This is a genomic window from Lascolabacillus massiliensis, assembly GCF_001282625.1.
Taxonomy (GTDB): Bacteria; Bacteroidota; Bacteroidia; order Bacteroidales; family Dysgonomonadaceae; genus Proteiniphilum; species Proteiniphilum massiliensis.
In genome coordinates this window covers 838,649-853,236 of record NZ_CTEJ01000001.1, presented here as the reverse complement: position 1 = coordinate 853,236, position 14,588 = coordinate 838,649, and the positions used below count along the sequence as shown (strand labels likewise).

The following is a 14,588-nucleotide window of genomic DNA, read 5'->3' as shown; positions in this document are numbered from 1 at the left end:
CCCCTCAAAAGCATTAACTTGCAAATGAGGGGTTTTCTGTTATTTTATTGATTCAATGCGATCTATTAATCTACCAGATTCAATTCATTAACTATATGTGGTGCTTCCATAACTTTATCCAGCATATATAAAACATATAATATATCAACACTGATCATACGTTGCATTTCAGGCTCGAATAATATATCTCCACTAAGAGACTCCCAGTTTCCATCAAAAGCCAGACCAATGAGTTCTCCTTTTCCATTAATAACAGGGCTTCCAGAATTTCCACCGGTAATATCATTTGTAGACAAGAAGTTTACTCTCAATTCACCATTTTCATCTGAGTATCTGCCAAAATCCCCAGAAAGGATAGCTTTAAGAATATAATCCTGAACATTAAACTCAGGGTCTCCTGGTTTCTGTTTTTCCAATATACCCTGTGTGGTTGAGTAATAATTATACCAAACAGCATCACGAGGCTGATAGCCCGCAACAGAGCCGTAACTCAAACGCTGTGTAAAATTAGCATCCGGATAAAATGCTTTGTCAGAATCCATTTCAATTAATGCTGCCATAAATTCACGCTCACCTCTCAGTACATTCTCATAAAAAGAGATCATCTTACTTGATAATTCATAACCCATATCTGCAGCAGATAGTGCGAGCTCCATCGCAGGATCTTTACTCAACACCTGTGTGTCTGCAGTCTGCAATAAAACCAGTAGCTCTTCCAAAGAAGTAAACTGAGTGTTATCAAACAGCCAGTCGGCATATCTCTCATAATCACCTTCAAAAAGAGAATCAATCTTTTGATAAATATCAGGCTGATATTCTTTCGGAACTCTGTCAGCATAAAGCTTCATCAATGCCGGTAAAACTTTTCTATCTAGTTTTGGTTCATAATTTTTATATGACTCTACCAATCTCTCGTTAATAAAATCCTGTTTATCCTGTTCTGTACCTTCTGCGTCAAATTGCAAAATAGTATTGGCAAATCTGATCAATTCAATTCCATTATTGAATGTTTCAAGGTAGTAAGTAGTATATTTAGCTAAATCACCAGAATTTGAATACGCTTCATTTAATATATCAAGTGTATTTCCGTATTTCTCTTTATTCACAGGATTACTATTTATCCATTCCTGTAATCTGTTCTCCAGTAATTTTTTCTTCTCTATCACTCCAAGGTTGGCTATTGCCTCATTCATACCCATAGAATTCTTCCAGTAGTTTGAGCTGCCTGCATATTTGTTAGCATACTTAATTCTTATAGTATCGTTTTGAGTCATTGCTTCCCACCAGATATCCTGCTTCACTCCCCTAACCTCAACACGTGGTTTATTTTCCGATTCCACACGCTGCTGAATACCCCAGGAGGACATATAACGCTGAGTGCTGCCAGGGTAACCAACTGTCATAGAAAAATCACCCTCCTTCACTCCATTTAGTGATACAGGTACTACATATTTGGGTTTATATGGTTTATTTGTATCACTATAATTTGCCGGTTTATTATTCTCATCAGAATAAACCCTGAACACTGAAAAGTCACCTGTATGACGAGGCCACATCCAGTTGTCGGTATCTCCTCCAAACTTGCCAACCGACTGTGGAGGAGTTGCTACCAATCTTACATCTCTGAACACATCATATAGTACAACATAAAATCTGTTCCCTGAATAGAAAGGTACAAAACGTGCACTTGTGAAAGGATCATTTTCATACTCTTTAATCAATTCGTTAGACAAAGAGTCAATAGTTAGTTCACGCTGAATTTCACTCAAAACCGATGGAAGATATGGTATTATTTTGTCAGTCACCTCCTCCATTGATCTTAAAAAAGATACAGTAAGTCTGTCGGCATACAGCTCATCATCCTGATTAGCAGCAACAAATCCATCTTTGAGATAATCATGCTCAACTGAACTCAAACGCTGAATTGAGCCAAACCCGCAATGGTGATTTGTGAATATAAGTCCTTGCTCCGATACAGCAACACCTGTACATCCTCCGCCAAATATAACAACTGCATCCTTTAAAGAAGGATTGGTATCGTGATAGAGCTGATCTACAGGTAATGTAAATCCCATCTCCTGCATTCTGGCAACACTCTGACTATTCAACTCCTTCAGAAGCCACATTCCTTCATCGGCATTAGCGGCCAAAGTCAAACAAAATATCGATATCGATAAAAAAAGTTTTCTCATAATTGATTCCTAATTCATTAATTATATTGTAAATTTTAATACTATATTATTTTATATCAACCACTTGATTAAATATCAGTTGGATTATTCTTTTTTAAGTAGTTCCCAATCACCGGCCATTCTGTCAATGGCAGCTCTTTTTTTATTACCACAAGCAGATATAATAATATTAAAGCTGTACTAATAGAGAGTCTGACCCAAAGATTGTCAACACAAGCGTAGGAAACGGTAATCCCTGCAAATAATAACATTGACAACATAAAGAAAAATCCGGCCGATTTCAAGTTATATGGTATAGGATAGTTTTTCTGACCCATAAAATATGAGATCACCATCATTATAAAGTTGGCAAAAAAGGATGCCCATGCACAAGCCATATAACTGTAAGCTGGTATAAATATAATATTTATTGCAATGGTTAAGATAAAGCCGAATATAGAGATATACGCACCCCATTTAGTTTGATCTGTCAACTTATACCACAACGACAAATTAAAATAAATACCAAAAAACAGTTCCCCCATAAGTACAATAGGAACCACCTTTAATCCAACATGATACTTTATTGGAAGTAGAAATTTAATAATGTCAATAAAGCCAATTGTAACTAAAAATATTAGTAAACCGAATATAATAAAATACTTTGTGGCGTCGCTAAACGACTGCTTATCATCATAGCTCCCCCTGTTTCTCGCAAAAATAAATGGTTCAAAAGCATAGCGAAATGCCTGAGTAAACATCACCATGATAACTGCAATCTTAAAATTCTGTCCATATATCCCCAGTTCGGTAAATGCAAAATCATTATTCGGATAAAACCATGGAAAAACAATCTTATCTACGGTCTGATTCAGTATTCCTGCAATTCCCAAAATAAGTATCGGAAAAGAGTACTTAAGCATCTGTTGTAATAACTGCTTATCAAAAATGAACTTAATTCTCAGCTCAGGTGAAACCATTAAAAACTGTATTACAGATGCTGACAGGTTCGAAATAAGTATATAGTCTACCCCATTATTTATGTCAAACCATGAGAATGCACCCGGAAATTTTGATTGAAGCCATGGACAAGCAAGAAAAAAGAAAAGGTTGAAAAGTATAGTCAAGACAACATTTAATATCTTGATCGTAGCAAAACGAATAGGTCTTTTCTTAAATCTTAATTTGGCAAAAGGAATGGTCCCTATAACATCTATACAAAGAATGGTAATCAGTAAGAGCAGCCAATGAGGTTTCATTTCTGTACCTCCTAATACAAACGCTGCAGGTTCTAAGAAAAACAGAGATATAACAAAGAATATCAGTGTAGTAGATAATATGCTGATAAAAGTTGTTGAAAAAACCTTTTCTGGGTCCTTCTCTTTATTGGCAAACCTGAAGTAGCCGGTTTCCATCCCATATGTAAGAGTCACCTGCAGCAGAGCCACCCATGCATAGAAGTTAGTTAATACTCCAATATCGGAAATTCTTGGCAACACGAATGCCCAATAAAGAGAAAGCAGCCAGCTAAGGAGTTTAGGCAGTACACTTCCAACACCATAGAAAATGGTTTCCTTAGCCAAATTTTTCATTCCGCCAGACATATAAACACTGTTATTCTGAGATTAGAAGACCGATAGTCATATATAGCTACAAAAGTACTGATTTTTCCGCTAAGACATAACCTGAAAGGGAGTCAATTATTTATCTTTAAGAAGAATGATTGTCAAAATATCGAAAAAAACCCTTTACTTTGTATGTTGAATCAGATAATTATTACACATGGCACTACAGGAAGAGGTATTTAAGAAAATAATATCACACAGTAAAGAGTATGGGTTTGTTTTCCCTTCAAGTGAAATTTATGATGGATTAAGCGCGGTATATGACTATGGTCAGAATGGCGTTGAATTAAAAAACAACTTAAAAAAATATTGGTGGGACAGTATGGTTCTGCTGCATGAGAATGTTGTTGGTATAGACTCTGCAATTTTTATGCATCCAACAATATGGAAAGCTTCAGGACATGTGGACGCTTTTAATGACCCGCTGATCGACAACAAAGACAGTAAAAAGCGTTACCGTGCCGATGTATTGATTGAAGATCACCTGGCTAAACTGGATGATAAGATTGAAAAAGAGGTTCAGAAAGCTGCAAAACGTTTCGGAGACTCTTTCGACGAGCAGATGTTCAGGGAGACCAATCCTCGTGTTCTGGAAAATCGTCAGAAACGTGATGAGGTTCATTCTCGCTTTGCAAAAGCTCTTAATGATAACAATCTCGAGGATTTGCGTCAGATTATCCTGGATTGTGAGATAGCTTGCCCTATAAGCGGTACAAGAAACTGGACAGAGGTAAGACAGTTCAATTTGATGTTTTCTACAGAAATGGGAGCAACCTCTGATGGTGCAATGAAGGTTTACCTTCGACCCGAATCTGCCCAGGGTATCTTTGTTAACTTCCTTAACGTTCAGAAAACAGGTCGTATGAAGGTTCCATTTGGTATTGCACAGATTGGAAAAGCCTTCCGCAACGAGATAGTAGCACGTCAGTTCATCTTCCGTATGCGTGAATTCGAACAGATGGAGATGCAGTTCTTTGTTGTTCCGGGAGAAGAATTAAAATGGTTCGAACATTGGAAGAAATTAAGAATGGAATGGCATCAGGCACTTGGATTTGGTGCTGATAAATATCGCTTTCATGATCATGATAAGCTTGCACACTACGCCAATGCGGCTACAGATATTGAGTTCGAAATGCCGTTTGGCTTCAAAGAAGTAGAAGGAATTCACTCACGTACAGACTTCGACCTTAGTCAACATGAGAAATTCTCAGGCAAAAAAATGCAATACTTCGATCCTGAACTTAATAAATCATACACTCCATATGTGGTTGAAACATCAATCGGTGTCGACCGTATGTTCCTTTCTATTCTAGCAGGTTCATATTGCGAAGAGACACTTGAAAATGGTGAAACTCGTGTAATGATGAAATTTCCTGCTGAGTTAGCTCCTGTGAAGCTGGCAATTTTGCCATTAGTAAGAAAGGATGGACTGCCTGAGAAAGCTCGTGAAATTATGGATGATCTTAAATTCAGTTTCTCTTGTCAGTACGACGAAAAAGACAGTATTGGTAAACGTTACCGCCGTCATGATGCAATAGGCACACCATTCTGTGCAACTATCGACCATCAGACACTGGAGGATAACACTGTTACTGTGCGTTACCGCGACTCAATGGAGCAGGAAAGGGTTGCTATCGACTCTCTTCAAAACATTATTGCACAAAAGACTGATTTGAAAAATCTATTGAAAAAACTTTCAGTATAAAGATTATAAAACCACAACAATGAAACTAAAACTATCATTACTCCTCAGCCTTTTTGCATTCATTTTGTTTTCTTCATGCAATGAAGAAGAAACATTTGATGAAAAGTGGAAACTCGATAACGAAGCTCAGTTCTCTAAAATATCTTCTAACTCTGAATACTCTAAGATTAACTCCACTTCAGGTATTGGATTTATAATGTATAAGGTGATTGAGTCTGGTGAAGGTGAGGTCTCACCCATATTTACAGATGTAGTAAAAGTACGTTACACTGGTTGGTATAAATCTGATTGGACAAAACCTGACAAATACAATGATGACAAAGGCAATGTAATCATCAACAAAGTTGTATTCGATACTACTTCAAAGAATGATGTTCCCAGAAGTTTCAGTGTGAACGGGGTTGTTGATGGTTTCTCAACTGCATTACAACATATGAAAGTAGGTGATAAATGGGAAGTATGGATGCCCTGGAGACTTGCTTATGGTGTGACCGGTAAAGGAAATATCCCAGGATATACGACTCTTGTATTCGAAATTGAACTGGTTGAAATAGTTGAATAACTCAAACAAAAAAGGAAACTCCAAAAAGAGTTTCCTTTTTTATTGTGATCAGTTACTCAGTACTCAAAACTATTGAATAAAGATCTATAAACTCAATAAGAATTGCTCAATTATTCCTCTGACTTGTGTATTAGTTGTATTAAACTTGTTTACCATTACCGCAAAAGCATACTTTTTATTGCCATCAATTAAATAACCGGCATAACACTGTACTCCACCAATGCTGCCACTCTTTGCAATTATTTTTCCACTGTACTTTGTATTACGCATAAAGTTACGTAATGTTCCCTCCTGACCCGCTTTTGGCAATGAACTGATAAATGCTTCACTGTACCTGCTGTCATTATGCATATATGTAAGAATATCCGTAAGGAATTTTGGACTTACAAAATTTTGTGGTGCAAGACCGCTGCCATCGTGCATTAATAAAGATGAGATTTCTACTCCTTTACTTTTCCAGTATTCAGCTGTAACTTTAATGCCTGCATCCAATGCATTCTCATTAATATCTTTAACATCGTTTCTTCCAATTGTTCTTATAAGATGTTCAGCATAGTGGTTGTTGCTCTCAACATTAACCTCTCTTACAATTTCATACAAGGGATGGGATAATTGGGTAAATATCGACTGCCCTACTCTATAATAGGAGTACGTTTTCTTTGGTGAACAGAGTCTTTTTAAATAATCCTCCCTTGCCGTTTCAACATTGTTGACTTTATAACCTGCCTTATTTAGATAATCAGCTAAGATCTCTCCTAAAAGCATCCCCGGATCCGGGATATCGCCTTTTATGCTAAATGATGTTCTACCGGCAGGAATATCTCCTCTTAAAGTTCTTTCGTATGAGAAAGGGGCACCATAAATATATCCGTTGTCGCGACCAGTATTGTTAAGTTTAAGTTCATTATTAAAAGTTAGTCTTTTAATTACAGGTTCTGTTCTCAAGATAACCGGACAACTATTTTTATCAACTGTATTAAAAAACAGGCGGTAACTATTGTCAAATATACTTATTCCATATGTGCCGGATGCATAATAATTACCAATATCAATCCATGTCCATTCAGATGAAACACCCTCATAACCAAACAGATCATCTACGATATACAGTGAATAGTTTTGATTTTTCGAAAGAGTTTTACTCAACAACTGTACGCTATTTATAAAGAAACCATAACGATTTTCACTAAATACCTCACTACCTAATGTAGGGTCACCGGACCCAATTACCAAAATTCGTGAAGGATCATCAACATCAAGAGCTACTTCTGTACTATATCTGTAGTTATCACCCAGTGTCTCTAATGCAGTAGCTGTTGTAACCAGTTTTAATACCGAAGCAGGAGTTAGTGATTTCTCTGCATTATGAGAAACTATGCTTTTACCTGTTGTAATATCAACTACAGAGATTCCTACTGATGCATGTCTCAATAATGGATTATTTACTACATTTTGCACATTCTGCTGAGAGTAAACCAGACAGCTTATGGAAAATATAAATGTTGTATATAATATTCTCAACATATTTTCAAATTTTGAATTGATTTTAGACAACTTTAAATATCAGCTATTTACATGATAATAAAACAATTATATTCAATTTTATTTATTTGAGTCTGTCTTCCCAAGCAGATCATCAATTCTGACAAAATCATAACCTCTCTTTTTAATTTCGATTATCAGATCATCCATACGATCATATAGTTTATCCATTCTCTTCGGATCTGTACCAATATGAATCAAAAGTATAAAACCACTAAGCCCATTTTCATCCTTTTCTTCATATTTCAAAATATTATTATAGATTGTTTCAGATGACATATAGTTATTCATATCAGGTGTGGTATAATCAGCATTAGATGTTGTACCGGGAGTAAAATTAACTACCACTACTCCCATTTTTCCAGCCCATTCACTTATTTCTTTGTTATACCATTCATAAGGAGGCATAAAATATCTAGGCGACTCAATCGACAACCCAATGCTCTGCATTGCTAAATAGTTATCTTTCAAATCACTCTCAAACTCTTCACGTGTTACTAATGTTGAATCACGCTTTGTCCAATCGGCATAAAGCAGATGTTTGTCTGAGTGAGGTGCCATATAGTGTCCAAACTTCTGAAGTTTTCGGGAGATTTCTGGATACAACCTATAAAATTCACCAGTAAGAAAGAAAGTGCCTTTAATGTCATGTCTCTTTAAAACAGTCATTATTGTTTCTGCACCATCAGCAAATTCATGTCCTGTAAAAACGAGTGAAAGGTTTTTTATATTTCTATTACCTCGGATTATTCCGCCCTCAACTAAGGTTACTGCATTACAAGGACTAACGTTTTCAACTAATCTTTTTTTTTTGCATGCGATGCCAGATAGCCAAAATAATAGGTCATACATGCTGTACCATCCATAGTGGGTTCGTTGGTCGAATAATCAGCAAAATCATCGTGATATACAACATGGTCTGACTGAAACTCGGCATATTGATCATCATTTGCAAGATAAATACCTTTCAGACTACCAAAAATAGAACTGTAAATTGGTCCGTCAACAATACCCCCAGTTATAGGATAACCTTTAAGTTTTGTGAATGCTGAATGAGTATCTACAGGATAATCCCCATTTTCAGGATATCCAACAATCATCGATGTACCCCATGGATTGCATCCTAGCAGCCAGTCACGCATAGCAGTTTCAATTTCAAGATATGTATCATCACCTGTTAGTTCGTTATACAACCTGCACTGAGTAATGAAAGCAAGAGTCAGGTTATTTGAGCACCATATAAAAGGAATGCCATTCATAAAAGCATTTCCTTCCGCTCTGTCCATAACACGCTGTATACCACTCTTCATATTGCGGATAAATTCACTGCTGGCTTTCTTATCTGTGTCTTGAGCCGCAATCTGATAGTGACCCATATTAATAAAAGGATACCATTGATAGTGACGGGCAGAATCAGCGCCCATCCATGGTGTTACAGGTTCCTTGCGACCATAATTTATTGCATCGGTAAGATATTTATTTTCTCCCGTAGCTTTGAAAAGTTCTGATGCAGCAAGCTCCATATCATCAACCCAGTTGTCCTCTTCATAAAAATAGGGAGCACCACCGGGAGCAGTCTGACTTACCCCAGGATTAGCAGCACCATTGTTATACGCATCAAGGGATTTCTGTTTCAGCAGTTCTGAGAATTCCGGATAATATTCAGCCAGAATCTCTGCACCTAAAGAAAATGAGGAGGAGTACTTCCCTAATGTTGAAGCCATACCTGTACTCCTGTTTTTATAATTAAACAATCCCTGTGGCTCAGGACTAACAAAGTAGATAGCTCTCTCCTTTCCGGGACCCCAACCATAATCGGCCATCTGCTCACTTGGTATTGTAAAACCAATATGATCCCTGTCGTCAGCAAGCTGATTGAAGTAAGTATCAGAATCTGGATTCATCTTCACCAGCCAGTCTAATCCCCACTTTGCCTCATCCAGAATATCTGGAATTCCATTGGCCCCCTCATCACCATTTGCATCGTGATAGTCACCAAATGTGTCAGGATATTTGGAGTAGGCAAAAAGCATCTGGTAAACAGCATTAGCTGTTGTTGCTACATATTGCAGGTAATCTGATGCATCATGCCATCCACCTATGGTATTGTAATATAAACCATTCCTTTCACCTTTAGGGTCACCAACTGTAATACCATCATGAACATGACAGGAGTCTTTTAAAAATGGATTGTAACCACATCTTTGCTGACGCATATATTTCAGAGGAATCTCTGATGCATCAGCATATATATCATCACCAATTCGGAATGGAACAGATTGGATATTATTAATTCTGACAAAATACTTACCCGGTTTAGTAAATTCCGTAAAATCGAGTCTGGCCGAAGAATCGAAACCCCAGGTTTTACCAGTATTTCTAACTTTTGTTCCTTTGTATACAATCTCATTTGTGCTGTAATCAACAAGTTCAAATGATTTTTGGGTGACATCTGATTTGCTGATGAAGACTGCAACTTTAATGTCGTTTTCGAGATATCCAATCTGATTAACACGGATCCAGCTGTTTTGAGAAAATAAAACTGTTGTTATAATTGAAAAGAATAAGGTAATAGATATATTTTTCATACAAAGTAGAGTTTAGAATCTATATTAAACTACTATATTAATTGTTGCAAATATAACAATTAAATATTAATAAGGTATTTACCATAAAAAGACTTCTCAACATTCTTGTTTTACTCTTACATAAACCTAACTTATATAAGGAATATAAGAAGCAGATAAGAGTCAGTAAAGAACTAAATAAAAGTCAAGTTTACATTATAAGTAAACTTACAAGCACAAAAAAACCTGCATAATTATTTATGCAGGCTCTCTAAAATATCTTATAAATTAGAATTTGTATCCAACAGATAGGTAGGCGTTTTGATTTTTCACGTTTCCATTACTGGTATTCGAAATATTTACCAATCCCATATCCCATCCTAAGTCTACTAGAATTGGTCCGAATTCAGCTCCAACACCAAGGCCAAGTCCTGCATCAAAAGGTTTGTATTGTGACATTCCATCACCAAATATTTTATCTACTTCCAATGAACCTAATTCTCCTGCATCCAGTTTTCTACTTCCACCAACTCCATATGCAGCATAAGGTCCTGCATGAAACACAACTCTTGTTCCGGGAGTAACATCAATTTTATATGCATAATGAACAGGCAGCTGTATATACATAAGGTTTTCTGTATAGTCTAAATTTCCTGAATCATACTTATACCCTTTTGTAGTAAAAAACAAACCAGTTTGAATTGCCGAATTGAAAGAGAAGTCGATGTCAGCTAATAAGCCAACATTAAACCCAATTTTCACATTTTCATTATCCAGTTCATCTCCATATAAGTTGGACATATTAATTCCACCTTTAACACCTAAACTCACCTGAGCACTTACAGCTGTTACCATTGCAAACAATGCTAGTACCAGCATTAATTTGATTTTTTTCATAATTAAAATTATTAGTTAAGTTTGTTTGTTCGAAGATATATCTTCAAATACTGTTATAAAACACCTCCTGTAGGTTATTTGTTCATTAATAGAGAGATTTAGACTCAACAAAAAGTATATAGAGAAAATGTATAAGTTGATGCTATTTTAACAGTTTACTGTAAAACAGACCATTAAATATAGACAAGTTCGAATTCTCCGGTATTGAAAATTTCATTAGCCATTTCTAAAATCTGTGCTGATGTTACATTGTTTATTTTTGAGAAAATAATATCCAGAGAAGACGATTGGTTGAAATGCAGAAAACTCTTAGCCATAACAAGTGAGTTGCTTTCATTATTCTCAGCTGATATTCCCATCTGTCCCATCAGCTGACGTTTAGCCACGGTTAGTTGCATAGGTGTAAGTTCTTTGGTCATTAATCTCTTTATCTCTTTATTAATTAACTTTCGGCACTTTTCCCTGTTTTTAGGATCACATGCATAATATATAGACAAAAAGCCTGTGTCGGTATATAATGTATGATTTGATTCAACATTGTAAACCAGTCCATGTTTTTCCCTTAAGGAGCTGTTTAGCCGGCTATTCATGCTCCCTCCTCCAAGAACGCTGTTAAGCAGATAGAGTACATACTTATCAGGATTATACATGTTCATTGTTTTCCAGCCCAAAACAACGTGCGACTGTGTAGTATTCTTTTGAATTACCCTTGAAATTGGTTTTAAATAACCGGGAGACAGTCGTTTTTTTACTTCAGTATTCAAAGCACCAAAAACATTCTTTTTAAATGCAAAGTGTTTTTCAGCCTGCTTAATTACCTTTTCAAAAGGAGTTTTTCCAAAAGAAAAAAGAACCATATTCTCCATCTTATACTGACGGTTCACAAAATTGAGGATATTGTCTGATTTGAAACTGTTAAGAGTTTCTTGATAACCTAATATATAGTGACCAATTTCATGACCTTCAAACATAAGATTTTCAAAGTCATCAAATATCAATTCGGCAGGAGAATCATCATATGAGTTAATCTCATCCAGTATAACCTCACGCTCTTTACTTATCTGGTTTTCGGAAAACTCAGAATTGAAAATTATATCACTTAGCAGCTCCATTGCACGTGGAAAATGTTCCTGCAGGAAAGTAGCATATATAAAGGTCTCTTCCTTTGTAGTATATGCATTCAGGTCACCTCCTACATTCTCCATCCTATTCATTATATGATGTGCTCTGCGGTTTTTTGTACCTTTAAACAACATATGTTCCACAAAATGAGCCATACCATATTCTGATGGATACTCGTCACGAGTTCCTGTATTTATAACCAGTCCACAATAAGATATCTCCGATGGAAACTGTCTGTGAATTATTCGCAAGCCATTTTCCAGTTTATAGCTATTTAAAGTGTTTAGTATATTATTTTGTTCTGAAAACTTGTTCATTTTGTATTCTTGTCCCCTCTACCTGTTTTCCTATCTGTCTGTAGCTTAAATAATATTTTCTCAACTCATCAGGAAATTTCTCAATCGAGTATCTGAGCATTGTACGTGGCATAATAGCTGCATGTTTATTAAGAAAGTGTAACAATACAGCCTCATCTCTTTTCCCGACTTCTCGCAACATCCATCCACAAGCTTTATGCATAAGATCATGTTGGTGTGTGAGAAACATCTCTGATAATTCTAATGTATCATTAAAATCGTTATTTCGTATAAATGTTAATGTTGAAATTACTGCTATACGTTGATCCCAGAGCAGTTCGCTTTCTGCAAGTTGATATAATAGAGACCTATCTTCTCTGTTTTTGAGCCATTCGCCCACTATCTTATATGACGAAACATCAACCAGATCCCAGTTATTTATATGAATTGTATTTGCTAAGTAGTAGTTAAGTATCTCATATTTAACTATTTCATTGGCCTTTTTAAATTGATGTGTTAGAATTACCAAAGCACATAATCTGCACTCATGTAATTCATCTTCAAGCAACTTTTTATTTTCAGATAAAGGTAAGTCGGGATATTTATTTGCTACACTTCGAGTTTCAGGCACAGTGCATCCTATAAATTTATCACCATATCCATACTCTCCTTCGGCAGTTTTAAAGAAATAAGCAGAATGATTTGCTCTTTCGGGACTTCCTAATGCAATAAGTTTATTTTTAATTTCTAGTGCGGACATATATACAATATTATTTATTACATATATATAAACAGATTGGATAATTTAATATGATTTTAATTTACACGTGAAATAGGATATGTACCTTCATAGAAACCTACAATATTCTGTGCCATCTCTACCGACATGGCAATTCTGTCCTCTAAAGTTTTAGTTCCTGCATGAGGTGCCAGCAGCACATTATCAAGCTCTAACAACTCGGGAAGAATATGGGGTTCATTCTCAAAAACATCAAGAGCAGCAGCCCATATTCTGTTCTCTTTTAATGCTTTTAACATTGCCTTTTCATCAACCATATCACCACGTGCTGTATTGATAAAAACTGCTGTTTGTTTCATCATATTAAACTCTTTCTCTCCAATCATATGATATGTCTCAGGAGTTGAAGGGGCATTGAGTGATATAAAATCGGCAGTTTTCAACAATTCGTCCTTTGAAACAAAACGGGCAGAATATTGCTTCTCTATATCCTCAGCCAGCCTGTTTCTGTTATTATATATTATATTCATACCTGAAGCAACTGCTCGTCGTGCCAGAGACTGACCAATTCTACCCATCCCTATTATTCCAAGAGTTTTTCCAAAAACAGGAAGACCAGCATCTGTATAAGTACCCCAGCTTACACCTTGTGGAGTACGAATCTTTCGGTCATAATACCCTATCCTTCTGGCTGCTCCAAGAAGAAGAGCAAAAGCAAACTCAGCAGTTGGCTCTCTTGTGGTTTTTGGAATATTTGTTACCACTATTCCCTTTCTTGTTGCATAATCTACATCAATATTATTGAACCCGACTCCAAAATTAGAGATTAATTCAAGATTTACACCTCTGTCCATTATTTCCTTATCTGTAAAAAAACTAAAATTTGGTACTAATACATCATATTCCGGTATTAATTCAAGAACCTCTTCTCTTGAAAAAAAAGATCTATCTTTGGGAAGGGTGAGCTCATATTTATCATTTAAAACAGTAAGCCCTTCAGGTTTCAGGCGGTAAGTAATTAACACTCTCTTCATCTTGAATTGTGAATTTAATTAGGAAATAGTTTGTCAACCGTTTTAACGGCAAAATAGCCGATTTTGTTGTAATTAATAATATAAAACAAAAAAAACGAGCCTTTTGACTCGTTCTTTTGCTCTTCCTCTTGGACTTGAACCAAGGACCCTCTGATTAACAGTCAGATGCTCTAACCAACTGAGCTAAGGAAGAATATTTCACTTTTTAATCTTAAATCTTTTTTTGCTCTTCCTCTTGGACTTGAACCAAGGACCCTCTGATTAACAGTCAGATGCTCTAACCAACTGAGCTAAGGAAGAATTATTTGCTTTTCTAAAAAGTGTTGCA

11 protein-coding genes and 2 tRNA genes are annotated in these 14,588 nt (G+C 36.0%); 2 read left to right on the top strand and 11 right to left on the bottom strand.

Features of this window, described 5'->3' with window-relative positions:
• Nucleotides 1-65 precede the first annotated feature (65 nt).
• Together BN1354_RS03470 and BN1354_RS03465 are read right to left on the bottom strand one after the other, a co-directional pair.
• Nucleotides 66-2,192: a S46 family peptidase gene (locus tag BN1354_RS03470; RefSeq protein ID WP_053826239.1), complete on the bottom strand. Its 2,127-nt coding sequence runs from the start codon at nucleotides 2,190-2,192 to the stop codon at nucleotides 66-68.
• A gap of 68 nt (nucleotides 2,193-2,260) precedes the next feature.
• Entirely contained in the window at nucleotides 2,261-3,763 is a 1,503-nt protein-coding gene (locus tag BN1354_RS03465; protein WP_231623065.1) for a lipopolysaccharide biosynthesis protein, read from the bottom strand.
• A gap of 190 nt (nucleotides 3,764-3,953) precedes the next feature.
• On the opposite strand from BN1354_RS03465, the gene BN1354_RS03460 reads away from it, so the two are divergent.
• Entirely contained in the window at nucleotides 3,954-5,501 is a 1,548-nt protein-coding gene (locus tag BN1354_RS03460; protein WP_045089697.1) for a glycine--tRNA ligase, read from the top strand.
• Between the two features lie 19 nt (nucleotides 5,502-5,520).
• Nucleotides 5,521-6,063 (top strand): BamJ family beta-barrel-assembly machinery protein, encoded by a 543-nt coding sequence (locus BN1354_RS03455; protein ID WP_052673159.1) that lies wholly within the window; start codon nucleotides 5,521-5,523, stop codon nucleotides 6,061-6,063.
• 84 nt (nucleotides 6,064-6,147) lie between these two features.
• Here BN1354_RS03455 and dacB read toward each other — a convergent pair whose 3' ends face one another.
• From dacB to BN1354_RS03410, 9 genes are all read right to left on the bottom strand, one after another.
• The gene (dacB, locus tag BN1354_RS03450; protein WP_053826238.1) at nucleotides 6,148-7,587 is read right to left on the bottom strand and encodes a D-alanyl-D-alanine carboxypeptidase/D-alanyl-D-alanine endopeptidase; all 1,440 of its coding nucleotides are present in this window, start codon (nucleotides 7,585-7,587) and stop codon (nucleotides 6,148-6,150) included.
• Nucleotides 7,588-7,665: 78 nt separating this feature from the next.
• Nucleotides 7,666-8,457: a polysaccharide deacetylase family protein gene (locus BN1354_RS12110; RefSeq protein ID WP_231623064.1), complete on the bottom strand. Its 792-nt coding sequence runs from the start codon at nucleotides 8,455-8,457 to the stop codon at nucleotides 7,666-7,668.
• A complete protein-coding gene (locus BN1354_RS03440) occupies nucleotides 8,403-10,193 on the bottom strand; it encodes a glycoside hydrolase family 9 protein (protein WP_053826237.1) in 1,791 nt (596 codons plus the stop codon). Before BN1354_RS03440 ends, BN1354_RS12110 begins: the two co-directional genes overlap by 55 nt.
• A 267-nt stretch (nucleotides 10,194-10,460) precedes the next feature.
• On the bottom strand, nucleotides 10,461-11,069 hold the full coding sequence (locus BN1354_RS03435; protein ID WP_053826236.1) for a porin family protein: 609 nt from the start codon (nucleotides 11,067-11,069) through the stop codon (nucleotides 10,461-10,463).
• Between the two features lie 173 nt (nucleotides 11,070-11,242).
• Nucleotides 11,243-12,508 (bottom strand): M16 family metallopeptidase, encoded by a 1,266-nt coding sequence (locus BN1354_RS03430; protein WP_045089701.1) that lies wholly within the window; start codon nucleotides 12,506-12,508, stop codon nucleotides 11,243-11,245.
• The gene (locus BN1354_RS03425; RefSeq protein ID WP_074010704.1) at nucleotides 12,483-13,247 is read right to left on the bottom strand and encodes a DNA alkylation repair protein; all 765 of its coding nucleotides are present in this window, start codon (nucleotides 13,245-13,247) and stop codon (nucleotides 12,483-12,485) included. Before BN1354_RS03425 ends, BN1354_RS03430 begins: the two co-directional genes overlap by 26 nt.
• 56 nt (nucleotides 13,248-13,303) lie before the next feature.
• Nucleotides 13,304-14,260 carry an NAD(P)-dependent oxidoreductase gene (locus BN1354_RS03420; protein WP_045089702.1) on the bottom strand — a complete coding sequence of 319 codons (957 nt, stop codon included), beginning with the start codon at nucleotides 14,258-14,260 and terminating at the stop codon, nucleotides 13,304-13,306.
• A gap of 119 nt (nucleotides 14,261-14,379) precedes the next feature.
• A tRNA-Asn gene (locus tag BN1354_RS03415) sits at nucleotides 14,380-14,453 on the bottom strand.
• Nucleotides 14,454-14,486: 33 nt separating this feature from the next.
• A tRNA-Asn gene (locus BN1354_RS03410) sits at nucleotides 14,487-14,560 on the bottom strand.
• Between the last annotated feature and the right edge of the window lie 28 nt (nucleotides 14,561-14,588).

Excerpts from the sequence above, each read along its gene's own strand:
- BN1354_RS03470 (WP_053826239.1), bottom strand. The coding sequence starts at position 2,192 with ATGAGAAAACTTTTTTTATCGATATCGATATTTTGTTTGACTTTGGCC.
- BN1354_RS03465 (WP_231623065.1), bottom strand. The coding sequence starts at position 3,763 with ATGAAAAATTTGGCTAAGGAAACCATTTTCTATGGTGTTGGAAGTGTA.
- BN1354_RS03460 (WP_045089697.1), top strand. The coding sequence starts at position 3,954 with ATGGCACTACAGGAAGAGGTATTTAAGAAAATAATATCACACAGTAAA.
- BN1354_RS03455 (WP_052673159.1), top strand. The coding sequence starts at position 5,521 with ATGAAACTAAAACTATCATTACTCCTCAGCCTTTTTGCATTCATTTTG.
- dacB (WP_053826238.1), bottom strand. The coding sequence starts at position 7,587 with ATGTTGAGAATATTATATACAACATTTATATTTTCCATAAGCTGTCTG.
- BN1354_RS12110 (WP_231623064.1), bottom strand. The coding sequence starts at position 8,457 with ATGTATGACCTATTATTTTGGCTATCTGGCATCGCATGCAAAAAAAAA.
- BN1354_RS03440 (WP_053826237.1), bottom strand. The coding sequence starts at position 10,193 with ATGAAAAATATATCTATTACCTTATTCTTTTCAATTATAACAACAGTT.
- BN1354_RS03435 (WP_053826236.1), bottom strand. The coding sequence starts at position 11,069 with ATGAAAAAAATCAAATTAATGCTGGTACTAGCATTGTTTGCAATGGTA.
- BN1354_RS03430 (WP_045089701.1), bottom strand. The coding sequence starts at position 12,508 with ATGAACAAGTTTTCAGAACAAAATAATATACTAAACACTTTAAATAGC.
- BN1354_RS03425 (WP_074010704.1), bottom strand. The coding sequence starts at position 13,247 with ATGTCCGCACTAGAAATTAAAAATAAACTTATTGCATTAGGAAGTCCC.
- BN1354_RS03420 (WP_045089702.1), bottom strand. The coding sequence starts at position 14,260 with ATGAAGAGAGTGTTAATTACTTACCGCCTGAAACCTGAAGGGCTTACT.